The 21,686-nt window shown below is 42.3% G+C and carries 20 protein-coding genes, 1 other RNA gene and 2 pseudogenes; 4 read left to right on the top strand and 19 right to left on the bottom strand.

What is annotated here, in order from left to right; translation table 11 throughout:
• Window positions 1-307: 307 nt before the first annotated feature.
• The gene (locus AC3EBE_RS11300) at window positions 308-739 is read right to left on the bottom strand and encodes a DUF2935 domain-containing protein (protein ID WP_488595131.1); all 432 of its coding nucleotides are present in this window, start codon (window positions 737-739) and stop codon (window positions 308-310) included.
• Window positions 740-854: 115 nt separating this feature from the next.
• Here AC3EBE_RS11300 and AC3EBE_RS11295 point away from each other — a divergent pair, with 115 nt between their 5' ends.
• Entirely contained in the window at window positions 855-1,571 is a 717-nt protein-coding gene (locus AC3EBE_RS11295) for a YwaF family protein (protein WP_488595130.1), read from the top strand.
• A 126-nt stretch (window positions 1,572-1,697) separates the two neighbouring features.
• Here AC3EBE_RS11295 and AC3EBE_RS11290 read toward each other — a convergent pair whose 3' ends face one another.
• From AC3EBE_RS11290 to AC3EBE_RS11235, 12 genes and pseudogenes are all read right to left on the bottom strand, one after another.
• The gene (locus tag AC3EBE_RS11290; protein ID WP_488595129.1) at window positions 1,698-3,101 is read right to left on the bottom strand and encodes a M20/M25/M40 family metallo-hydrolase; all 1,404 of its coding nucleotides are present in this window, start codon (window positions 3,099-3,101) and stop codon (window positions 1,698-1,700) included.
• A gap of 204 nt (window positions 3,102-3,305) precedes the next feature.
• A complete protein-coding gene (gene adhE / locus AC3EBE_RS11285) occupies window positions 3,306-5,909 on the bottom strand; it encodes a bifunctional acetaldehyde-CoA/alcohol dehydrogenase (protein ID WP_488595128.1) in 2,604 nt (867 codons plus the stop codon).
• 96 nt (window positions 5,910-6,005) lie between these two features.
• A complete protein-coding gene (locus tag AC3EBE_RS11280; RefSeq protein WP_488595127.1) occupies window positions 6,006-6,233 on the bottom strand; it encodes a hypothetical protein in 228 nt (75 codons plus the stop codon).
• 731 nt (window positions 6,234-6,964) lie between these two features.
• The gene (locus AC3EBE_RS11275; protein ID WP_488595126.1) at window positions 6,965-8,200 is read right to left on the bottom strand and encodes an MFS transporter; all 1,236 of its coding nucleotides are present in this window, start codon (window positions 8,198-8,200) and stop codon (window positions 6,965-6,967) included.
• A 60-nt stretch (window positions 8,201-8,260) separates the two neighbouring features.
• Entirely contained in the window at window positions 8,261-9,631 is a 1,371-nt protein-coding gene (locus AC3EBE_RS11270; protein WP_488595125.1) for an NAD(P)/FAD-dependent oxidoreductase, read from the bottom strand.
• 12 nt (window positions 9,632-9,643) lie between these two features.
• A complete protein-coding gene (locus tag AC3EBE_RS11265; protein WP_488595124.1) occupies window positions 9,644-10,141 on the bottom strand; it encodes an arsinothricin resistance N-acetyltransferase ArsN1 family A in 498 nt (165 codons plus the stop codon).
• A 16-nt stretch (window positions 10,142-10,157) separates the two neighbouring features.
• The gene (locus tag AC3EBE_RS11260; RefSeq protein WP_488595123.1) at window positions 10,158-10,610 is read right to left on the bottom strand and encodes a MarR family winged helix-turn-helix transcriptional regulator; all 453 of its coding nucleotides are present in this window, start codon (window positions 10,608-10,610) and stop codon (window positions 10,158-10,160) included.
• 13 nt (window positions 10,611-10,623) lie between these two features.
• A complete protein-coding gene (locus AC3EBE_RS11255; protein WP_488595122.1) occupies window positions 10,624-11,754 on the bottom strand; it encodes an NAD(P)-binding domain-containing protein in 1,131 nt (376 codons plus the stop codon).
• A gap of 375 nt (window positions 11,755-12,129) precedes the next feature.
• On the bottom strand, window positions 12,130-12,549 hold the full coding sequence (locus AC3EBE_RS11250) for a universal stress protein (protein ID WP_488595121.1): 420 nt from the start codon (window positions 12,547-12,549) through the stop codon (window positions 12,130-12,132).
• A 13-nt stretch (window positions 12,550-12,562) separates the two neighbouring features.
• Window positions 12,563-14,011 (bottom strand): SulP family inorganic anion transporter, encoded by a 1,449-nt coding sequence (locus AC3EBE_RS11245; RefSeq protein WP_488595264.1) that lies wholly within the window; start codon window positions 14,009-14,011, stop codon window positions 12,563-12,565.
• Between the two features lie 177 nt (window positions 14,012-14,188).
• A pseudogene (locus AC3EBE_RS11240) lies at window positions 14,189-14,529 on the bottom strand (FAD-dependent oxidoreductase); the annotation flags it as partial.
• Complete coding sequence (locus AC3EBE_RS11235; protein WP_488595120.1) at window positions 14,489-14,596, bottom strand: arsenic metallochaperone ArsD family protein; 108 nt, start codon at window positions 14,594-14,596, stop codon at window positions 14,489-14,491. The pseudogene AC3EBE_RS11240 and the gene AC3EBE_RS11235, both read right to left, overlap by 41 nt.
• A gap of 332 nt (window positions 14,597-14,928) precedes the next feature.
• Here AC3EBE_RS11235 and AC3EBE_RS11230 point away from each other — a divergent pair, with 332 nt between their 5' ends.
• Window positions 14,929-15,057: a hypothetical protein gene (locus tag AC3EBE_RS11230; RefSeq protein WP_488595119.1), complete on the top strand. Its 129-nt coding sequence runs from the start codon at window positions 14,929-14,931 to the stop codon at window positions 15,055-15,057.
• The gene (locus tag AC3EBE_RS11225) at window positions 15,041-15,241 is read left to right on the top strand and encodes a hypothetical protein (RefSeq protein WP_488595118.1); all 201 of its coding nucleotides are present in this window, start codon (window positions 15,041-15,043) and stop codon (window positions 15,239-15,241) included. Before AC3EBE_RS11230 ends, AC3EBE_RS11225 begins: the two co-directional genes overlap by 17 nt.
• A 317-nt stretch (window positions 15,242-15,558) precedes the next feature.
• Here the strand turns inward: AC3EBE_RS11225 and AC3EBE_RS11220 are convergent.
• The 6 genes and pseudogenes from AC3EBE_RS11220 to secG all read right to left on the bottom strand — a co-directional run.
• Window positions 15,559-15,777, bottom strand: a pseudogene (locus AC3EBE_RS11220) (HTH domain-containing protein); the annotation flags it as partial.
• Between the two features lie 199 nt (window positions 15,778-15,976).
• Window positions 15,977-16,335, bottom strand: a transfer-messenger RNA (tmRNA) gene (gene ssrA / locus AC3EBE_RS11215).
• A 148-nt stretch (window positions 16,336-16,483) separates the two neighbouring features.
• Entirely contained in the window at window positions 16,484-16,951 is a 468-nt protein-coding gene (gene smpB, locus AC3EBE_RS11210; protein ID WP_488595117.1) for an SsrA-binding protein SmpB, read from the bottom strand.
• A gap of 422 nt (window positions 16,952-17,373) precedes the next feature.
• Window positions 17,374-19,773 carry a ribonuclease R gene (gene rnr / locus AC3EBE_RS11205; RefSeq protein ID WP_488595116.1) on the bottom strand — a complete coding sequence of 800 codons (2,400 nt, stop codon included), beginning with the start codon at window positions 19,771-19,773 and terminating at the stop codon, window positions 17,374-17,376.
• 34 nt (window positions 19,774-19,807) lie between these two features.
• Window positions 19,808-20,554: an alpha/beta hydrolase gene (locus AC3EBE_RS11200; RefSeq protein WP_488595115.1), complete on the bottom strand. Its 747-nt coding sequence runs from the start codon at window positions 20,552-20,554 to the stop codon at window positions 19,808-19,810.
• A gap of 257 nt (window positions 20,555-20,811) precedes the next feature.
• On the bottom strand, window positions 20,812-21,045 hold the full coding sequence (gene secG / locus AC3EBE_RS11195) for a preprotein translocase subunit SecG (protein WP_488595114.1): 234 nt from the start codon (window positions 21,043-21,045) through the stop codon (window positions 20,812-20,814).
• Window positions 21,046-21,261: 216 nt separating this feature from the next.
• Here secG and AC3EBE_RS11190 point away from each other — a divergent pair, with 216 nt between their 5' ends.
• Window positions 21,262-21,420 (top strand): hypothetical protein, encoded by a 159-nt coding sequence (locus tag AC3EBE_RS11190; protein WP_488595113.1) that lies wholly within the window; start codon window positions 21,262-21,264, stop codon window positions 21,418-21,420.
• Window positions 21,421-21,686 lie beyond the last annotated feature (266 nt).

Below are 21,686 nucleotides of genomic sequence, written 5' to 3'. Positions count from 1 at the left end.
ATGTTTTTCTAATTAAGGCTTTATAATAAAATGCTGTTGATTTCCGTTCCAGGCGCTTCGCTTTCCTCGGGGCGTGCGGTGAGCCTCCTCGTCGCTGGGCTCCTGCGGGGTAAAATGGCCCCTTCATTCGGGCCATTTCTACCTAGGTCTCACCTGTCCCGCTGCATCCCGAAGGAGTCAGCGCGCCTGGAACGAAGAGCAACAGGATCTTTATTCAACATTGGTGAAAGCAACAATCTTTGCGGAAACAGTCTTTAAAAAACAGAAAAAAGCCAGCCATGATAAAAATGGCTGGCTTAGTTGCTTTTCATCCCTGCTGCTGATATAGAAGTGCCTGGGCAATGCCCACAAAATACTCGGATTCCCTGATGATATGGTCCAAAACGACTTTTACCGTCGGATTCTCCTTTGCCGCCTGGCTTTCGGCTTTGATTTCCTCCAGCAGCTGGATAAATTCAAGACTCTGTTTCATATAATACTGTGTCAGCTTCAAGACATGCTGATACAGCTGGGCAGGTATGTAATTGCCTGTTCTTACCCTGGTTTCGATGAAGCGCAGCACTTGATGCCGAGTCTCTCCAAGGACTTTCTCCCAATTTTTAAGGGCATCCACATAGTTCGTTTCCAAACCGGGTGCGAGCTCCCTGATGACAACGGTGTGCTCTTCCTCCTGATGCTTCCAGAATTCAGCCTCATCCAGAATCCGCAAGGGCATTTGCTGTCCATAATAATATTGCATGTTCTCTCCCCCTCCAATTATAATTGTTTCAAATGTATGATTTTTCCGATTTGGATATGCCTGATTCGAATATGTTAGAGATAAACGAAAAAGTTTCATAGATTGGAGGCGTCTTATGGGAGCTTTTTTTGAACCTGGTACGGAGCATGTCTTTCAGCTTTTCTCAAAAACTCACCTGCTGACGCTTGGCGTTTTCTTCGCTTTGATTCTTGCTATGTTCTTGCTGCGGAAACCGTTAAGAGAAGCATATGTGAATCTGGCTTCAAGGATTGGTCTGTTTCTTATTCTGATTATTTCTGAAGTCAGCCTTCAGGTTTGGCTTTGGTGGAGCGGCTACTGGACATACCAGCATGCATTACCGCTGCATCTCAGCAGCATCTCCCTGATTCTTTCTGCCGTTCTGCTTTTAACGAAAAGCTACCAGCTATTTGAGTTTACCTACTTTGTTGGTGTCGGCAGCGCTTTGCAGGCGATGATCACGCCTGATATCAGCCTTTATACATTTCCGCATTACCGGTATATCCATTTCTTTGTTTCCCATGGCGGGACCGTCGCCGCGAACCTGTTCATGGTTTTCGTTGAAGGCTACAGGCCGGAATTCAGGTCTGTATGGAAGGCTTTTTTATGGCTGAATGTTTATACAGCGCTGATTTTTATCGTGAACTTTTTGATTGAGGGAAACTACATGTACGTCTCAGAAAAGCCTGTAAATCCTTCGATCATTGATTATCTTGGACCATGGCCTTGGTATATCCTGTCGCTGGAGGCCATTGCGCTCCTGACATTTTTTATTCTGTACCTGCCCTTTGTTATTTTGAATAAAAAGAAATGAAGAAGCATTGCTCCAAGGCGAGGAGTAATGCTTCTTCATTTCGTTAAATATTGTTTTGCCTAAGGTGGCTGTTTTGCCCAGCTGCATATGTTTAAAAGAGTTCAGTAAAATCAGCAATCAAGCAGCTTATTTAATTGCTTCCTCATAATATAAATGTGGTACCTTTTGTTCGGCTTCTCTTTTGGCCTTTGGCCCTTGATTCTCTGGACGGACGATATCATAGACAGCTGTACCTACGATTTCTGCCACATCCTGCAGTTTTTCTTTGCTGATTTTATCAATCGTATCTTCTGGAGTATGGTACCATGGCTCCAGCGGTCTATGGATAAACGAACCTGATGCGATGCCTCCTTCATAGAATGACACATGGTCACTGCTGCCGCCTGGCTGGATCGGTGTAGCTTCTCCATTCAAGCGTTCACTGGAAGCCTGAGCTGTTTGAGAAACGATGTTTTGGTTGCCATCAACTGTATTGATAACCAAATCTCCAGCATCCCTGCTGCCTACCATGTCCATATTGAAGTAACCTACAAAGCGGTCCTTTTCCTCCTCAGATAGTTGGCTAACGTAATAACGTGAACCAATCAATCCCAGTTCCTCAGCACCAAATGTAATAAAGCGCATTTCCTTATTTGTCGGCAAATCCTTCATGATACGGGCAAGCTCAAGCGTCATTGCTGTACCTGATGCATCATCATTTGCACCGGGCGCTCCCGGAACTGAATCATGATGGGCACCTAATGCAAGGATTCCGTCCTCTGCTTTGTTTTTATTCGTAGGTGCTTTTGTGGCAATGACATTATAAGAAGTCCTCATTCCGCCCTCTGCACCCTCAATGTTAATGGCAGCTTTGAGAGCTTCACCATTGTTCAGCTTGTCCAATAATGCTTTTCCAGCATCCTGGGTAATGCTGACAGCCGGTACATAGGCATCATTTGGCACTCCAAATGTACCGTTTAAATCCCCTGGTGCATTGTTAAAAATGATCACCCCTGCTGCACCGTTTGCTGCTGCGTTCAGGACTTTATCAGCAAAAGAAATCGCTCCACGCTCTATTAAAGCAATTTTGCCTGTCACATCTTTGCCCGCAAAATCTCCAGTTTGCCCCAATCCTGCATATACCAATTCACCTGAAGCCGTTCCATCCATCCCATATGTGAAGGATCTCGGCTTAATTTCACCGGAATAACCATCTACTGTAAGTTCGACTGTGTGCGGTGCTGTATATCCGTAAAATGTGAATTCCTGAAGCTCCGTTTTATAACCGTATGACTCGAATTGCTCTTTTATATACTGAATCGCACTATGCTCTGCTTCTGTACCGGCAACACGGGGTGTTCTTGAAAGATATTCAATGTTATTGTAGATATTTTCAACATTAATTTTGTCCAGTACCTTGTTGTCAAAAACATTGAATGGCTGAACCTGTTTCGAAGTTTCCGCTGGCTTCGCGTAAATGGCCTGTGCTCCAAAGGAACTAACTGCTAGACCTGCTGCTAATGCGATTGATAGATAAGGCTTCGTATTCATACATTACCTCCCGGATTAGTAAAATAGTTATCCAGGATAAATAATATAATATTCTAAAAATACAAACTAGTTAATTAACTACTGTTTTTTCTAGGTAAAAAGGACATTTTTTTCACAACATTTCATTAAAATAGGCACTATTTCTCAGATAATCTTAAAAAAGAAAAGGGATGGAACCTGATGGCTCCATCCCTATATAATCTTTTATACTCCTTTGAATGCCAATCGATATATTTCTGCCAGTTCTGATACCAATGGAAGCTTAGGGTTGGCTGTTGTGCACTGGTCTTCGAATGCACGGTCGGCAAGCTGGTCGACCTTGGCTTCAAATTCAGCTTTTTCAACACCATTTGCTTCGATGCTCATCGGTATATCCATTTCTCGCGCAAGATTGATGATCGCCTGAACGAGGCTTTCAACACCTTCTTCCGTGTTGCGGCATGGAAGACCGAGGATGCGGGCAATTTCCGCATAGCGCTGGTCGGCAACGAAGTTTTCGTATTTAGGGAATGCTGTGAATTTCTTTGGTTTTGTCGCATTATACCTAATGACATGCGGCATCAGGATGGTATTTGAGCGCCCGTGGGCGATATGGAATTCTGCACCAAGCTTATGCGCAAGACTGTGGTTGATTCCCAGGAAAGCATTCGCGAACGCCATGCCGGCAATCGTCGAAGCATTATGCACCTTCTCGCGCGCGACCTCATCCTGGCCGTTACGGTATGCTCTTGGCAAATACTCAAATACAAGCTGGATCGCTTTGATGGCAAGGCCATCTGTGTAGTCATTTGCCATGCAGCTGACATATGCCTCAATGGCATGTGTCAATACATCCATTCCGGTATCGGCAGTAATATGCTTTGGCACCGTCATGACAAATTGCGGGTCGACAATGGCCACATCAGGTGTCAGCTCGTAGTCTGCGAGCGGATATTTGATGTTTGCCTTTTTATCGGTAATGACCGAGAAGGATGTGACTTCAGACCCGGTACCAGAAGTTGTCGGGATCGCAACGAATTGCGCTTTGCGGCCTAGTTCTGGATATTTGACAATCCGCTTACGAATATCAAGGAATTTTTGCTTTAGGCCATGGAAGTCAGCATCAGGATATTCATAGAAGAGCCACATCCCTTTTGCTGCGTCCATCGCTGAACCTCCGCCCAGGGCGATGATGACATCTGGCTGGAAGCTCGCCATCAATTCAGCGCCCTTCATCACCGTCTCGATTGATGGATCTGGCTCTACATCAGAGAAAATTTCACAATGCACGTAATCCGGACGCTTTCTTAGGTGATATAGAACCTTGTCGACATAGCCCAGCTTTACCATTCCAGGATCAGTGACAATAAATGCTTTCGAGATTTTCGGCATTTTGGCAAGATACTGTGTTGAGTTCTTTTCGAAATAAATCTTGGACGGCACCTTAAACCACTGCATATTCACATTCCTTCTCGCCACTTTTTTCACATTGATCAAGTTGATTGCACCAACATTGGTAGAAACTGAGTTCCCGCCGTAAGTTCCGCAGCCGAGCGTTAAGGATGGCAGATAGGCGTTATAGATATCCCCAATGGCTCCCTGTGACGATGGAGCGTTTACGATGATCCGGCCTGCTTTCATTCTTAAGCCAAATGCTTTAATCACTTCATCACTTGCAGAATGAATGACTGCAGAATGGCCGAGCCCGCCGAATTCAAGCATCTCTTCAGCGCGCTTGAAACCTTCTTCCGTTCCATTTACTTTATAGCAGGCTAACACTGGACTTAATTTTTCACGGGAAAGCGGATATTGCGGACCAACGCCTTTCAGCTCAGCTACAAGGATTTTTGTCTCCTCCGGTACGGCTACACCCGCCATTTCAGCAATTTTATGGGCTGGCATCCCGACTATATCGGCATTAACCGCGCAAGAGTGCTCATTGATGACAAGCTTCTCGACCTTTTTCCTTTCTTCTTCACTTAAGAAGTAGCAGCTGTTCGCGATCATTTCTGTTTTTACATCATGATAAATTTCCTTATCGATGATGACTGCCTGCTCGGAGGCACAGATCATCCCGTTATCAAATGTTTTTGATAAAATCAGGTCATTAACCGAGCGTTTAACATTTGCAGTGCGTTCAATATAACAAGGTACATTACCAGGTCCAACACCCAGTGCCGGCTTGCCTGAACTGTAGGCTGATTTGACCATTCCTGAACCGCCAGTCGCTAAAATCAAAGCAATTTTGGGATGATTCATCAATGCTTGTGTCGCTTCCAGTGATGGTTTTTCAATCCACTGAATGCAATCTTCAGGCGCTCCCGCTTTTATCGCAGCATCGCGCAGGATCCTGGCCGCCTCACTGCTGCATTTCTGTGCAGATGGGTGGAAAGCGAAAATGATTGGATTCCTCGTCTTGATTGATATCAATGCTTTGAACATTGTCGTGGAAGTAGGGTTCGTTACAGGTGTAACACCTGCAATCACGCCAACCGGCTCCGCAATCGTGATCATTCCTTCGTGCTCATTTTCGTCAATGATGCCAGCGGTTTTATCATATTTGATATTGTGGTACACATACTCTGTCGCAAACATGTTCTTGATGATTTTATCTTCATAAACACCGCGCTTCGTTTCTTCAACTGCCATTTTTGCAAGCGGCATATGCTGGTCAAGTCCTGCGAGCGCCATTTCCTTTACGATCTTATTTACAGTTTCCTGATCCAGTTCACGCATTTTGCTTAATGCCTTCAAGCCTTTTTCAACTAAACTATCGACCATTTTTACAACAGATGTTTGTTCTTTTACCACTTTTTCGATTGTCCCCATTTTTCAGGACCTCCTTAATATTTTGGTTCCGGGTATTTGCTTGGTTTTGAGTTGCCTTTTACTTTGTGAAATATTTCACAAGTTTTATTAAAAAAATTACTCGCAAACAGGGTTTCTAGGTATTTTTTCAAAGCAGATGTCGGTTAATACTTTCGTGCTTCTTTTTACAATGACCACGAAGTTTACGGTCCAGATATAAGCCGGGATCTCTTTATCATCCTTATACATCATCGCCTCAAATTCATCACCAATGAGATCCTCAATCATCTCCTGAGTGTATGTTTCCGTATCGGTTGAGAAAGGTTTGAATTCGCAGTACATCATATCTACTCACTCCTTTTTCCTTTTCTAATTAAAGATTATCATATAAATCGCATAATAGTTTGTGAAGTATTGAACAATATATGAACTTATTAGTTCTTTTATAAAAGGCATTCACAACAATAAGAAGAAAACGCTTACATATTTTTATTATATTAATATATTAATTAAACTGATAAATAAACAATAGCCACGGTTGACTTTTTCCTTCGTTACAGCTACTTTTTAAGCACAAACTGGTGCTGGAAAAATTATTCTCTTATTCGGGAGTTATAATTAAGCAATCAAAGTAGATAATTTCCCGAAACTTAAGCATATTTGCCCGAAACGATCTACTGCTCTCTCGAAAAGCCACCCTTATCTCCCCTTAATCCATAAAGCGGAAAACGACAAGCAGCTTACTCCAGCTTAAACCTAGTGATAAGCGATAGAACTTTGCATCAAATAAAATAAAAAGCATTATGATGTGACGTAAGGGGGCCCCTCTTCGGTTACTTCCCCCTCTCCCATGTATAAAGATTAGTAATAATTTTTTATATATTTAGCTCTGTTAAACTAGGCTGTTGGTTTTCGTTCCAGGCGCTTCGCTTTCCTCGGGGCGTGCGCTGAGCCTCCTCGTCGCTTTGCTCCTGCGGGGTCTCACCTGCCCGCTTCATCCCGAAGGAGTCTTCGCGCCTGGAACGAAGAGAAACAGGGTTTAAAAATCAACACTCGGCATTAACAGAGCCATATATTCAGGAAGAATGATGTAACAAATTCTTTTTGGAACTTATATCTCTTGAAAATACCCATACAACCGCAAGAAAAAAACACAACAATCCTGAAAAACCAAATAAATTGGCAAGCCCTATTTTTTGTTCAAGTGTATACCCAATAATCGGTCCAAGTGCAGCACCTAAGTCTACAATTAGAGTAAAAGAAGTCATGATAAAAACCTTGTTTAAAACTCTTGATGAATAATCAGTGATAATAGCATCCATTATTGTCGTTAAAACTGAAGCCACTAAAAGGTGAACAAGTAAAATTGGCATCCAGACAAGTAGAGGGATAGTTCTTGGAATTATGAAATACAGCAATGCGGCACATACCAGGAAAATGGATAAAATCCGATTTTTCTGGTTAGTATTATCAAGCGCGGTTCCAATCTTCATTACAATGATTGGCGCAAGCCCCCACCTTATTGCCTGAATTAAGCCCGCCAGTGTTGCTGCACCTGCTATTATTCCTATTAAATCTATTTTATCAGTGAATTTGACTTCAATGATATGGCTTAAAGTTGCGGTCAACATTCCGTCTAGTAACATTACCAATAGTAACGCTGTTCCCAGAATCTTAATAAGCCTTCTATTCAGGAATGAATTAAAGTTTGTTAGAAGGGATAGTTTCTTCTCTGATGCCTCAGTGGTTTGAATAGTTTTAGGTATGTATTTAAATATGATAGGTATGCTTAAAAGTGCTGAAGTTCCTATTATGATACTTATTGCCTTAATCCCAAATAAATCTGCAAAAAGACCGCCAATCAACATCCCAACTAGACTTCCGAGACGATAAAGACCGTTATACGTGCCGACATAATTTCCACGGTTACTGTCAGTTGCGAGTTGTAAAATTAGTAAAAAGGCACCTAGTTTAAAAAGTGACCATGCCAATCCCCATATAGAACGCAATATAATCCAAACAGTAAAATCCTGAGCTAACCCGTAACTCACAGTCGTAATACCACTTAACATTACAGCTAAAAGTATACCTGTCCGAAAGCTTATCCTCTTGTACATATAACCTATTAATGGGTTCAATGGCAGCTTTACAAAGCGGTTAACCGACAGAAGAATGCCAACTTGAACTAATGAAGTTAAGCCAGCTTCCTCCCAGTGCGTGGGCAAAACTATATAAAGCATTGCATCACCTGCTAAACAAATGGCTGTAATGAGAGAAATGGCAATAATCGTGTGTTTATTTTCAGATTCCATTTTCCACCTCTACTTAAAGAAGACCAGCCTTGAATTGAAGACTGGTCTTCAGGATTTATATCAGCAGCAAGAATTCTTTTTGATTTCAAATACCACAGGCTGCGGCCCTCTGCAACATGAAGATGCTGCGGACTTTTCTGAATTGGTTTCTGAATCACAGCAGCTTGAAGAAAAATCCGTCTTACATACTCCCGTTTCAGGCAGCTCTAAATGTACTTCTTTAGCTCCCTTATAATCTCCTGTTAAGTAAGCTGCAACCGACCTCACCTGTTCATATCCAGTTGCAAGCAGGAAGGTCGGTGCACGTCCGTAACTTTTCATTCCTACTATATAAAAATTCTTTTCTGGATGCTTTAACTCTGCTTCCCCATGAGGCCTCACCGTTCCACAGCTGTGAATATTAGGATCTATCAGCGGCGCAAGAGCTTCTACACTTTCTACAGATGAATCTAGACTTAACCTAATTTCATTCAGGAAACTAGTATCCGGCCTGAATCCTGTGCTTACCACAATCTCATCAATCAACCCAATTGTGCTTTCCTCTCCATTCAACTCACCTGATACGCTTATCTTCCCATCTACATTGTTTACTTCATGAATATAAAAAGGAGTAATAACCTCTGCTAATTTCATATCAACCAGCTTTTGTATCCGTGTACCCAGTTCGCCCCTCGCTTGTAACCCATCATTCTCCTGGCCTCCATAGGCTTCCATAACATGTTTTTTTCGAAGAACCCAATAAATGGTGGTGTCAGGGTGCTTTTCTTTTAAAGCTGCAAGGTCGAGGAGGGTGTTAATAGCCGAGTGGCCGCTGCCCACCACCATTACCGTTTTGTTCTTATATCGTTCTTCTAATTCTTGAAAATTTGGTATGCCGTAATAAATTCTTTCAATCAGATTTCTTTCAGAACTGGTCCAGATCCCATTAGAAAGGATCGGATTAGGATTTTCCCAGGTACCTGATGCATCAATTATTGCTTCTGCTTCAAAAACTTTTGTTAACCCATTTATTTCTACATACAATTGAAAAGGAACATTGTCTCTATGCTCTGTTTTAAGTTTGTCTCGGCCTTTTTTAGCAACACCGACCACTTTTGCATTTAAAAAGATGTGCTCTTTCAATATTGGCAAATTACTAAGCGGTAAAAGATAGTTTTCTACAAGCTCACGCCCCGTAGGCAAATCAGCATCATCGGGTGAAGCCCATCCAGCTTCATTTAGTAATTTCTTTGCTTCCTTATCAACGTTATATTCCCATGGTGAAAACATTCTCACATGTCCCCACTTCAACATACTTGAACCAATTGTGCTTCCTGCTTCAAACAGTACAAACTTTTTACCCTTATTGACGAGATGAGCAGCAGCTGCAAGCCCCACTGGACCGCCTCCAATAATTGCAATAGGAAGAGACTCTTTTCGATTAGAATTCAAGTTATTTACCCCCTAATATAATAATTTTTCCATCGCCATTACATCGACGAATTTCCCATCAAGCATTCCCTGGTTCTGAAATACACCGACTTCCCGATATCCTTTTTTTCTATATAGACCTTGCCCTAATTCGTTAAAAGCAAATGTAAAGAGAACAATTTTATGAAAGCCATATTCTTTGGCCGCTGATTCAATAAAAGTAATCAATTTGCCGCCTATCCCTTTGCCTCTATACTCTCTTTTGATATAAACCGAAAGGTCAGCCACACCTTTGTATGCCTCCCGGCTATTGTATTGATTTAAGCTAGCCCAGCCAATTACCTTCCCATCAAATTCAGCCACACTAACTTTGTATCTGCCAGTATGTTTATTCAGCCAATCTATCATGTAATCCTGATCTTTTGTTGTTGTTTCCAATGTAGCGATACGGTCAGATATTCCTTCGTTATAGATGGTTAATATATCATCTGCATCTTCTGGTGCAGCTTCCCGAATAATGATTTCTTTCAACTGTGATCCCCCCTGTTTAACAACTGCCGCCGTCTTTATATGTACCGCAAAATACAGGTGAGCTTGTCATCACCTTTGCAACTAGATGAATGGCTCTTTGGGCAGTTTCTCGCTCAAAGTCAGTCATTTGGCTAAAGATAGCCTCTAGATATTCATTAACCTGCCGATCAATTTCTTCTGCGACTTTTTCTCCCTTTTTAGTTAAAGCCAGGATACTGGACCTTTTATCTTCCTTCGACGGCATCTTTTTAACCAATTCCATTTTTACAAGTGTTTGAATCTGCCTGCTGAAAGTCGTAATATCAATACCCAGTAAATCTGCTACCTTCTGTATAGAGGGATAGTCATTCGCACTGATCTCATAAAGAATGTGGCTTTGAGCAGCATTCACATCCACTCCGTCAACAGAACAACAGGTTTTATTTAATAAGCCAAAACTTCGTGTTATTTCTTGAAAGGATCTTCTCATCGTTTAATGCTCCTTAACTGTTCACCAAATTATTTTTCTTCGCCATTACCGAAGGAATAATAGAAAATGCAGTCTTCCTTAATCCAAGGATAAATCTAAATGTAGGTCCATGGCTATGTGAAGATAATGGACCTGCAAAATATAAACCTGACAAATTTGATTCGAAGGATTCGTTTAATTTAGGGAACTGAGAATAGCCTTCTTCACGATCAATAATAGATAATAACTCCTCATCAAAAAATGGAACTTTATCCAAATCGATACGGAAGCCAGTTGCTGCGATAATATGATCCACAATTTTCTCGGTCCCATCTGATAAAACAATCCTGACCTCATCTTCATTTATCGGTTCAATATGTTCAACTGAAACCCCTGCATTTTGAGGAACAAGCCCTTCAACATAGGGTTTTAGAAAGTGTGCCACGCTTCCTGGAGATTGTCCCCATCCCTGTTTCTTTTCTTCAATTGGAAGTTGGTAAAAGACATCACCAACATCTCTAAGGGCAATTTCATTTTCCCTGCTGCCTGCGTAGTTAGGGGCTTCCTTGCGATATACCAATTCCACATCCGCCCCATCTCTATGCAATAACCCAGCAGCCTCCCATGCGCTTTGGCCGCTTCCTAAAACAACTACTCTCTTACCCTTGAAATGAGAAAAGCTCGTGTAGCCTGATGTGTGAGATACCAATTGAGGAGGTAACTGTTTCAGGAAATCAGGAAGATACTTATAATGTTCCACACCTGTTGCTACAACAATATTCTTCGCAGTGTAATGTTCTCCCGTTTCACTGATTACTTCGTAGCACCCTGCCTGATTTTTAACCTTAATGATCTTATTAGGAGTAAATTCAATGCCTGATTTCTGCGCAAACCAGTTTGCATACTGAACAAATATAGGCCTTGGAAGCGGTGTAACGAGTTCAATACCAGTATCCAAAGAAAACTGTTGAACAGTTAACTCATCCTTTGAGTCAGAGAAGCTGACAAATTCATGTGGTGTTCGAATGAACATGTCTTGGGGCATTTGGTTTTTCCAAAAATCCATTGGATAACCGAACAATTTGTATTTCAGATTGTTCGACACAGCATGAGAAGCTAACGAAATTCCAAACGGACCCGATCCAATGATAATTACATCCAGCATTAGTTACATCCCCTTTTTAATTGCAATATACAACAATTTTTCGTTTAATTAATTGAGTTTTTATTTATTATATAACCAACTTATAACATCTATATTTGCAAATTACAAGTATTATTAATCAATTTTTTTTGATTATTTTTGTAAAATAGAAAGACCTTTATCTAATCCCCTTGCGAGTACTCTCAGCTAAACATCTTTAGCAGTCAAATTAGCTCGAGAAGCTTGGGCAACCATTGCTTACAATCTTTTTGTAAGTTCTTTCGATTCTAAACAAAGTAGCAAAAAAACCGAATAGAGCTGCCTTATTATCTCGTTAACCCAATCAAACCAAAAAAGAACACATCACCAGTTAAACTGATAATGTGTTCTTTTCGTTTACTTTACTATTAGAACTGGACAGTTGGCTCGCTTAGCTACCTTATGACTTACACTACCTAATACAAATTCCTGAAGTCCATTTAATCCTCTGCTGCCTATAATAGCGATCTCAAAGTCATTCTTATTTGTATAATCTACAATGGCAGGACCTGGTTCGCCATGCAGGACTGTAATTTTATATGAAACGCCTGCTTCTTTTGCCATGCGTTCTACATCTTTCATTCTTTCCTTACGCTTATCACCTAAATCAGCTGTATTCCAGTTACTTAACACCTCAGATTTGGCTTTATCTGCATCCACTACATAAACTACATCTATTAATGAGTCTTTTGAGCACTTTGCAATATGGATAGCATTTTCAGCTGCTCTTTTTGAGTGTTCAGAACCATCTGATGCTAAAAGTATTTTTTTATACATCTCTCATCCCCCATTAATGTGATCCAAGTTTTTTTGCTAATTTATTTACTAATTCGGTACTGCTTTCGTTTAATCCTGTTACATTTACAATTATGTTATTTTCTTCAAATTTGTTCACAATTTTATCTACAGCAGCGACTGCGGAATCGTCCCAAACATGGGAACGACTTAAATCAATCTCAACAATTCTTACTTGTTCCTTGTAATCGAATTGAGTTAGCAATTCTGTAACAGAAGCAAAAAAGAGTTCGCCTATAATTGTATATTTTCTTGTATTTCCCTCAAGTTTACTTTCTACTCTTACTTTTGATATTTTTGACACAAAAAAGATCGCACTTAGTAAAATGCCAGTAAAAACTCCTATGGCTAAATTATGAGTGAAAACAACGGATATAACAGTGACAACCATCACTAAAGCATCACTCCTTGGTACCAGGTGTAAAGTCTTAATGGAATTCCAATCAAAAGTACTAATGGCAACCATAATCATGACACCAGCCAATGCTCCCATAGGAATCCGAACAACGACATCCCCAAGAACAACGATCAAGAAAATAAGAAAAACTCCTGCAACTAATGATGAAAGCCTTCCTCTTCCACCCGACTTTACATTTATAACAGATTGACCGATCATAGCACAGCCTGCCATTCCGCCAAAAAATCCTGTAATAATGTTAGCAATCCCTTGGCCTCTGCTCTCCATATTCTTGTCACTTTCCGAATCTGTCATGTCATCCACGATAGTTGCTGTTAACAAAGACTCTAATAGCCCCACCACTGCAAGTGCTAAAGAATAAGGGAGTATTATTAGTAAGGTCTCAATATTAAATGGAACATCTGGTAAAAAAAATGCTGGGAGTGACTTTGATATTTCTCCCATATCACCAACAGTTCTTACACCATAATTCATAAATATAGTTAGGGCAGTTATAGTAATAATAGCTACAAGTGTGGAAGGCACAACCTTGGTGATGTAAGGAAACAGATAGATAATCGCTAGTGTTAGACCTACTAATAGATAAATAATCCGATTCTCATTTTGAAAGTGCTGTAACTGAGAGGTAAAGATGAGTATTGCCAAAGCATTAACGAAACCTACCATGACAGATCTTGGAATAAACTTCATATATCTCGCTAACTTAAAAACCCCGAATAATATCTGAAATATCCCCGTTAAAATGGTTGCCGCTAATAAATATTCAATACCGTGTTCTGAAACTAGATCAATAAATAGAAGTGCCATTGCCCCAGTTGCAGCTGAAATCATTCCTGGCCTGCCACCAACGAAGGCAATTGTTATAGCTATTGTAAAGGATGCATATAAACCCACCATCGGATCTACTCCTGCAATAATAGAAAATGCAATCGCTTCTGGGATTAATGCCAGGGCTACAACAATACCTGAGAGAATATCCCCTTTAATGTTTCCAAACCATGAATCTTTATATGGAATGTTTCCCATCATGCCACCGCCTTTTTCAATAGTATGAACTATTGAAGAAAAGTCATGAATCTAAAACTATTTGGACTTTCGGTCTGTATGCTTCTAATCATGAATTATTTCTGGCCTTCTATCTAGTTGTTAAAATCGATAAAAAAAAAAAAACCGCAAAGCTCATGTGGCTTTGCGGTCCTCATTTACACTGCCTACCTTGCCGTCTTTATCATTGACCTATTTAATTGGTGGTTCCAAATAAAGTATATTTTATTTTTTGCAAATGCTCGGTCCTGGTGAATAGGTTAGGCACGCAGCTCAGCTCTTCGGTGAACGACTGTTACTTTAAGGCAAATCTTGTTAAATAGACTGCTTCTTAGACAGCAGAATCTCCACCGCCAACTACAACAAGTTCTTTCCCTTTAAAGAATGCGCCATCACAAACTGCACAATAGGAGACTTCCCGGCCTCCAAAACCAGCTTCACCTGGCGCATCCTAACTTCTTATACTCTGCTCCTGCCGAGACGATCAGGACACGCACTTTGTCCACTTGGTCCACATACTCCAGTAGGACAACATAATGCATGATCAAAGATTTCGACTTTTTTCATTCAAAACACTCCTTTAGTTTTGAAATACGAATTTGTTAATTTATTTAATGAACTAAGTTATAATGACATCATAAACTTCCAAGCATTCGGTGTATCGATTCGTCAGCTTTAATTGAAGGACAAAAGAAGTGATTAAATTTTTCAAGCAACCATAACTGGTCTACCCGAAAAAGGCGGGGGTTACTTAGTAAAACCTATTACTGGGGATAGCTGGCGGAGTTGTCTTAACCCTCTACGGTGTTATAGCGACATTTCTGACTTTCCATCATTCGCCAGAGTTATGAGGCTTATGGTTGGGTTGAGTCTCTATTGGTCTTATCCGTTTTACGGGGATGGGAATTGATAGGAAAACACCTGATTTATACGACTGGTTAGGTGCAGGAATATGTATTCTTCGCATTTCAGTAATGCTATTTGCACATGCCACTAGAAGGAGAATCTTTGATGGTCATACAAGCTAATATGTCACCAAGAGCAATTGTTAATGTTTGGGTAGAAACTGCCGATGTTTTTAAAAAGTATAATATTCCTCTTGTAAACCAATCGTTAGAAATGCTAGTCAACAAGGACCTTTTGATTTTACTGCTTCAAGAACTAAATTCCATTGTAGGAAGTTCTAGTGCTACTTGTATTGAAGGCGGCTGACAAATGCCTTTAAAAGAAGAGTAGTTTACTCTTTACTTAACACATCTGTAAAACACAGCCACCTTGTACATAGCAGTGAAGTGAAAGAAAAGCGCGGCTGCAGAAGAAAATGACTCCTGTTGTGGATAATGGATAATAACAACTGAATTTTTGAAAGTGACTTTTCATTAATAGTTCGTTCTCTGCTTTCAACCGATTATTTTCAGCTTATAATCTTGCTTATTTTTCTTCAAGGGAAAGGGAAAACTCCCTTTCCCTTGGTCTGCCTGAGATCCCTTAACCCTGAACTTGTATCACGAAGCCCAAGACTCCCATGCTTACGATAAGCCTCTCACCACCTTTTTCCCAGAAGACTCGATCCGTTTGATTCCTAATACCCCTGCATCGATCCCCCAGTCCTCGAATATCTCTCCAGGAAACTTCCCCTGTTCATTTTGAGTTATAATGTGCTCCTTAAACTCATTTGAATAGATAATACCTTTGGCACTTACTGATCTTACATAAGGTTTTTTAGCTAGTAATTCAATCTCTTTTTCAGAGAATAATTTTTAACTCATACTCTCTCCTTCATCATTTTTTTGATTTATTGTAAATAAAAAGACCCTGTGCAGCAGACTTTTTTAATGTGTCTACTACACAGGGGCCAGTTTAGTTAAACCTGCAATTCTATTTTGGAGTAAATTTAAGATTATGGTTCAAGTCACATGAAAAATAAAAATCCACCAACATATGTATTGGTGGAGACGGTGGGAGTCGAACCCACGTCCAAAGATATTGGCACTTAAGCTTCTACGAGTGTAGTCGGCATATTGGCGATTCGCTGGTCCTTTTGCCTACCGACAGGCGGCCGGCCAGCTAGCCTGGTTGTTCTCTTCCTTCATCCTCAGGCGGCGGAATCCGGCGTAGCCCACTTAGAGTGAGTCCGCTACCTTACCACATGGGCGATGGAAGGGCGAACCGCTATGCAGTATTAAGCTGCGAAAGCGAAGTTGTTGTTTTGTTTGCCAGTTATAGGCGTTGACGTTTTAACGAGGCCGATCCCCTCGACTCGCCACCTAAGCTCAAACTACCCCTGTCGAATCCGTAACGTCCCCGTTTAAAAGGTTGCTGTATCTGTGATACAGACGTTAGGAGAACTCGGTTAAGCCGAGCAAAAGTTATGTTGTCACTCGTGGTGACAGATATTATTATAACACACTGAGTACTTTTTTCAACTGGTACACTCTTCCTCAGCTGACAAGCTTACATTTTCTGGCGTTCGCGGAATGCACGCTCGATGTCCCGGCTTGCTTCCTTCTTCTTCAGAGTTTCACGCTTATCATAGTTCTTTTTACCCTTACCAAGTCCGATTAAAACCTTGGCAAAGCCATTTTTCAAGTAAAGTTTCAACGGTACAAGCGCATAGCCTGCTTCCTTAGTTTCCCCAATCAACTGGCTGATTTGGCGTTTGTGCAGAAGAAGCTTTCTTGTCCTTAAGGGATCATGGTTAAAACGGTTACCTTGTTCATAGGGGCTGACGTGCATATTATATAAAAACAGCTCCCCATTATGGACCTTCGCATAAGAATCCTTCAGCTGGATGCGCCCGTTGCGGATGGATTTGATTTCAGTGCCCTGCAGGACAATGCCGGCTTCATATGTCTCTTCTATAAAGTAATCATGGTTCGCCTTTTTATTTTGCGCGAGGACCTTACCTTCACCTTTTGGCATAAAACTTCCCCCTTCTATGTTCTATCATTTTAGCAAATATCCCCTTCTCCCACAACGAAAAGCGTAAGCGCCTGAATAAAGGAACAGCGACTAACTTCGCCACATCCTGTGGCAACGTCGGCACTAGAACATCGTGTCCGTCGGAGGGCTGACCAGTGAAGTCGTTCTTTGACTTCATTGGGCAGACCGAAACCGAAAAGTGTAGCCGACTGCCCAGAAACGCAGAAAACTGGAGACTCCGCGTCAGAAGCGCTTTTTGCTTCTGCAGGCGGAGTTGAAGTTTCGGAGTTTCTAGGAGGCGAAACTAGACTAGCGACTCGAGGGGCTAGGCGTTGGAGCTAGACAATATGAAAAGCACGACGCTTCCCTGGGCCAGGATAGAAGAGAGCCCCTGTTGAAGGAGCTCTCTTTTTAAGAGTTGCTTATTTTCTCTTTTTTGATTTTCGTTTTGCCGACGGCGCGTTCTCATAGAACTTCCGCTTTTTGTTCTTTGGCTTTGAACCGTCGCCTGAACCAGATCCGCTTCGGCCTCCGCCAGAGCTGCCTCGTCCGCCTCCTGAAGATCCGCGGCCGCCACCGCTACGCTGCTTGCCTTCTTCTTCTTTTCCGCGGCGCGGCTTTTTCTGGTTGCTGCCTGTTTTGAAAATCTTTGGAGCAGCCGGGCGTTCTCGTCGAGGAGTTCCCTTCATGCCAACAATTTCAAAGTCGATTGAACGCTCGTCTTTATTGACATTGATTACGCGGACAGTGATTTCATCGCCAATGCGGAAAACATTGCCCGTACGTTCGCCGATCATCGCTAACTGACGTTCCTCGTAACGATAGTAGTCATCGGTCATATAGCTGACATGGACAAGACCTTCGATTGTATTAGGAAGCTCGACGAACATCCCGAAGTTCGTAACTGAACTGATGATGCCATCGTATTCTGTGCCAACCTTGTCTTCCATGTACTCTGCTTTTTTCAGCTCATCGGTTTCACGCTCTGCTTCAACTGCGCGGCGTTCCATATTAGAAGAATGCTCAGCGATATCAGGCAGCATCGCATTCCACTTTTCCTTCGTTGCCTGGTCCAGCTTCCCGTTGATCAAATAGGTCCTGATCAAGCGGTGGACAATCAAATCCGGGTAACGGCGGATAGGCGAAGTAAAGTGAGTATAGAACTCTGTTGATAGCCCAAAGTGGCCGAGGCTTTCAGGATAGTATTTTGCCTGCTGCATCGAACGGAGCATGACTGTTGATACAACCATTTCCTCTGGCTTGCCCTGGACTTCTTCAATGATTTCCTGGAGCGCCCTTGGGTGGACCCCATTCGCAGAACCTCTTACAAGATAACCAAAGTTTGTGATGAACTCGAAGAATTTCCTCAGCTTATCTTCCTTCGGATCCTCGTGAATACGATAGATGAACGGAACATCGAGCCAGTGGAAATGCTCAGCAACTGTTTCATTGGCAGCAAGCATGAATTCTTCGATTAATTTTTCGGCTACAGAACGCTCTCGCAGGACAACATCGGTCGGCTGGCCTTCTTCATCCACCAGTACCTTTGATTCTTTAAAATCAAAGTCGATTGCGCCTCTTTCCATCCTCTTTTTACGAAGAATGGCAGCCAGTTCTTCCATCATCTCGAACATCGGCACAAGAGACTCATAGCGGGAACGTGTTTCTTCATCCTTGTCGACAAGGATTCTGTTCACGTCAAAATAAGTCATCCGCTCAGTTGTCTTGATGACACTCTGATAGATTTCGTGGTCGACCACCTGTCCGTCAGGGGAGATTTCCATATTACAGGAAAGCGTCAAACGGTCCACCTTCGGATTTAATGAACAAATCCCATTAGACAGGCGATGAGGAATCATCGGAATAACCCGGTCTACTAAATACACACTTGTCCCGCGGTCTTCGGCTTCCCGGTCGATTGGGGAATCTTCTGTGACATAATAGGTGACATCGGCAATATGGACACCAAGCTTGTAATTGCCGTTCTCAAGCCTTGTGACCTGAACAGCGTCATCAAGGTCCTTTGCGTCAGCGCCGTCAATCGTGACAATCACTTCATTGCGCAGGTCACGGCGGTTGGCGATTTCACTTTCATTAATCGAATCTGGAGCATCATTTGCCTGCTGTAATACCTCAGCCGGGAATTCAGTCGGCAAGCCATGCTTATGGATGACCGAAAGAATATCGACACCAGGATCATTTTTATGGCCCAGGATGGCGATGACTTCACCTTCCGCACTCTTGCGGCCTTCTGGGTAAGCTGTTAGTTTTACAACGACCTTATGCCCCTCGACAGCACCCATCCCCGCTTCCTTCGGGATAAAAATGTCGCTGGCGAATTTTTTATCATCAGGAATGACAAAGCCGAAGTGCTTGCTTTCGGTATACGTACCGACAATCTGCGAAACGCCCCTCTCAAGGATGCGCACAACCGTACCTTCCCGGCGCTGGCCGGAGCTGTCAGATGAGACTCGCACAAGGACGGTATCTCCGTTCATTGCATTGCCTGTCTCATTTGGCGGGATAAAAATATCATCCATTCCTGGCTCTTCTGTAATTACGAATGCGAAACCTTTAGCATGGGCGCTAAGACGGCCGCGTACGAGGTTCATTTTTTCCGGCAGGCCGTATCTGTCGCTGCGAGTCCTCACAACCAGGCCTTTTTCCTCCATGACGACAAGAGCTTTTACAAAGTCTTTGAAGGTAGATGAGTCCTCAATTCCGAATGCGGCTTCGAGTTCCTGGACTGTCAGCGGTTTGTAAGCCTCGTCCTTCATATAATGCAAAAGCCTGTCTATATGGGCTTGAATAGTTTCTTCCATATAAAATCCCTCCTTTTCCAAGGTTTCTATCCTTTTATTCTTTCCAATTTAACGATTCAAGAAACTCATAAACATCCTCATGCAGCTGATCACGTTCCTTGTCGAGCGTGATGACATGGCCGGATTCCTCATACCACTTGAGTTTTTTATTATCTGATTCTACCGCGTTGTAAATGATATTTGCGCTGTCTGGATTGATCATGTGGTCATTTCGCGCCTGAACAACGAAGGTTGGTGCGTAGATCATGTCCACATTATCCCTGACCTCGGTAATTAATCCCTGGAGTGCTTTAAGAGTAAGCATAGAACCATTTCGGAGCGCATCAACCTCTGTTTCAATCTGTTCTTCAGGCTTTCCTTCCATCCGCTTATACTCTTTTGCATACTCAAGCACGCCATGATACATGATTTCCTCGGTTTTGATATACATCGGCGCGCACATTGGGACAATTCCCTTAACAGGAACGGTGTAACCTAATTTCAGGGAGAAGACGCCGCCCAATGACAAACCTGCAACGGCAATCTCTTCATATCCTTCACTCTTGAGGAATTCATAGCCGCCAATGGCATCCTTCCACCAATCTTCAGGACCAGTATGTATTAACTCCTCCGGCGGCACTCCGTGTCCCTTAAAAACTGGTGCATGGCATGTGTACCCCTTCCCTTCCAGGAAACGCCCCAGCATCCGCACATCCGCCGAATTGCCGGTAAATCCGTGCAGCAGCAATACCGCTCTCTTTCCAGCTTTAAATGTAAATGGTCTTGGCACTAACTTTCTCATTTTCCTACTCCCTCTATCTTATGAATCATGTAATTGAATAATATCCTCCTTAGTTTTAACAAACAGTCGGTGAACAATCCAATAATAAGCCTCTTTTATATGTAATTACCCACAATGCAAAGAAATATGTAAATAAAAATGTTGGTTTATAGTAGATATGGTGAAGTGGGTTCTTCTTTATTATTGCCCCTGCGTGTTTTCCAGTTTTCTCCAAACATAACAAAACCCGGCCTCTCTAGAAGCCGGGTCATTGTGTATTATAGCTTGAAATAAGTAACGGCAATAGTCAAAACGAAGAACAATACAGATAAAACGACTGTAACACGGTGAAGGATGAGGTCAAGACCTCTTGCCTTTTGCTTGCCGAATAATTGCTCAGCACCACCGGAAATCGCTCCGGAAAGTCCAGCACTCTTGCCTGATTGAAGAAGAACAACGGCAATAAGACCAAGACAGACAATCACTAGAAGAACAGTTAAAAATGTATGCATGACGTACCTCCCGATAAAACCTGAATAACAGTAGTTTAAATTTATCATATTTTCTGGTATGAAACAATACTTGTCCGAATTGTTGTGAATTTTCTAATGTAAAAACAAAAAGCGGAAGCGCCTTGGTCAGCCCCGACAAGCGCTGGCCGACTAAAATCGCCACGTCCTGTGGCAACGTCGGCACTAGAACGTCCTGTCCGTCGGAGGGGCCGACCGGTGAAGTCGCTTTTTGACTTCATTGGGCGGACTGAAAACGAAAAGTGGAGCCGAATGACCAGAAACGCAGAAACTGGAGACTCCGACAAAGAAGCGCTTTTTGCTTCTGCCGGCGGAGTTGAAGTTTCGGAGTTTCTAGGAGGCGAAACTAGCCAATAAGAAAAGCGGAGGCGACTGCTTAACTCCGAAAAGCGCTGGAGGGCCTGACAGTGAAGTCGCTCTTTGACTTCATTGGCAGGACCGAAGCGTCTCGAGGAGTTAGGAGCCGCAGCTAGCCAAGCGACTCGAGGGGCTAGGCGCTGGAGCTGGATTAGGACAACTGAGTATTCATATTACAATTTAATTATTTTAACACCAATAAAAAAAGGAGCACAATCTTGTGCTCCTTTCGAAATGCAGATCAACAGCTTGCGTTTATCTCAGGG

Source organism: Mesobacillus sp. (assembly GCF_057785455.1).
This window is presented reverse-complemented; position numbering and strand designations above follow the sequence as displayed.

Coding starts and splice junctions, on each gene's coding strand:
- AC3EBE_RS11300 (WP_488595131.1), bottom strand. CDS start 739: ATGCAATATTATTATGGACAGCAAATGCCCTTGCGGATTCTGGATGAG.
- AC3EBE_RS11295 (WP_488595130.1), top strand. CDS start 855: ATGGGAGCTTTTTTTGAACCTGGTACGGAGCATGTCTTTCAGCTTTTC.
- AC3EBE_RS11290 (WP_488595129.1), bottom strand. CDS start 3,101: ATGAATACGAAGCCTTATCTATCAATCGCATTAGCAGCAGGTCTAGCA.
- adhE (WP_488595128.1), bottom strand. CDS start 5,909: ATGGGGACAATCGAAAAAGTGGTAAAAGAACAAACATCTGTTGTAAAA.
- AC3EBE_RS11280 (WP_488595127.1), bottom strand. CDS start 6,233: ATGATGTACTGCGAATTCAAACCTTTCTCAACCGATACGGAAACATAC.
- AC3EBE_RS11275 (WP_488595126.1), bottom strand. CDS start 8,200: ATGGAATCTGAAAATAAACACACGATTATTGCCATTTCTCTCATTACA.
- AC3EBE_RS11260 (WP_488595123.1), bottom strand. CDS start 10,610: ATGAGAAGATCCTTTCAAGAAATAACACGAAGTTTTGGCTTATTAAAT.
- AC3EBE_RS11255 (WP_488595122.1), bottom strand. CDS start 11,754: ATGCTGGATGTAATTATCATTGGATCGGGTCCGTTTGGAATTTCGTTA.
- AC3EBE_RS11250 (WP_488595121.1), bottom strand. CDS start 12,549: ATGTATAAAAAAATACTTTTAGCATCAGATGGTTCTGAACACTCAAAA.
- AC3EBE_RS11245 (WP_488595264.1), bottom strand. CDS start 14,011: ATGGGAAACATTCCATATAAAGATTCATGGTTTGGAAACATTAAAGGG.
- AC3EBE_RS11235 (WP_488595120.1), bottom strand. CDS start 14,596: ATGAAAAAAGTCGAAATCTTTGATCATGCATTATGTTGTCCTACTGGA.
- AC3EBE_RS11230 (WP_488595119.1), top strand. CDS start 14,929: ATGGGAATTGATAGGAAAACACCTGATTTATACGACTGGTTAGGTGCA.
- AC3EBE_RS11225 (WP_488595118.1), top strand. CDS start 15,041: ATGGTCATACAAGCTAATATGTCACCAAGAGCAATTGTTAATGTTTGG.
- smpB (WP_488595117.1), bottom strand. CDS start 16,951: ATGCCAAAAGGTGAAGGTAAGGTCCTCGCGCAAAATAAAAAGGCGAAC.
- rnr (WP_488595116.1), bottom strand. CDS start 19,773: ATGGAAGAAACTATTCAAGCCCATATAGACAGGCTTTTGCATTATATG.
- AC3EBE_RS11200 (WP_488595115.1), bottom strand. CDS start 20,554: ATGAGAAAGTTAGTGCCAAGACCATTTACATTTAAAGCTGGAAAGAGA.
- secG (WP_488595114.1), bottom strand. CDS start 21,045: ATGCATACATTTTTAACTGTTCTTCTAGTGATTGTCTGTCTTGGTCTT.